The sequence below is a fragment of the Labrys miyagiensis genome (assembly GCF_030160835.1).
Lineage (GTDB): Bacteria > Pseudomonadota > Alphaproteobacteria > Rhizobiales > Labraceae > Labrys > Labrys miyagiensis.
Genome location: NZ_BSPC01000111.1, coordinates 1 through 518, shown reverse-complemented (window position 1 = coordinate 518; position 518 = coordinate 1). Strand labels below are relative to the sequence as shown.

Here is a 518-nt window from a genome sequence, read left to right as displayed (position 1 = left end):
CGATGTCGTAGGTAGCACCGGTTAGGGCCGTGTTGCACATGATATGAACCGCGAGCCCGGCGACATCGGCAGGACTGACGACACGTCCGATGGGCAAGGTCGCGCGCAGTTCGTCTCGCCGCTTATCGAGATCGTCGCCGAGAAGTGAGGCCGACAGAGGCGTGTCGACGAAGCCTGCGGCGATCAGGTTGACGCGGATCGGGGCGAGCTCCAACGCGAGGTTGGCGATGAGGGCGGGAAACGCTGCGGTAACGGTCGATACGATCGCCAAACCTTTCCGCGGGCGACGGCCGCCGGTGCCTCCCATGAATATCAGGGAGCCGCCTGGCCTGACCTTGCCTGACGCGCCGCGTGCTACCCCGAGCGCAAGCAGCAGATGTTCAGTGAGGCCGCGCTGCGCCTCTTCCTGCGACATGTCCAGTGGAGGTTTGTAGTGAGGAGCGCCGGCAGTGACCATGACATGGTCGACCGGGCTTGGCAGATCATCGAAGAAGGACTGCAAGGAGACCCAATCATTG

General features: G+C 63.3%; 1 protein-coding gene. It reads right to left on the bottom strand.

The window, feature by feature from the left end:
• The coding region (locus QQL24_RS36370; RefSeq protein ID WP_284317211.1) for an SDR family oxidoreductase at positions 1 to 502 on the bottom strand (502 nt) is incomplete at its 3' end.
• Positions 503 to 518 lie beyond the last annotated feature (16 nt).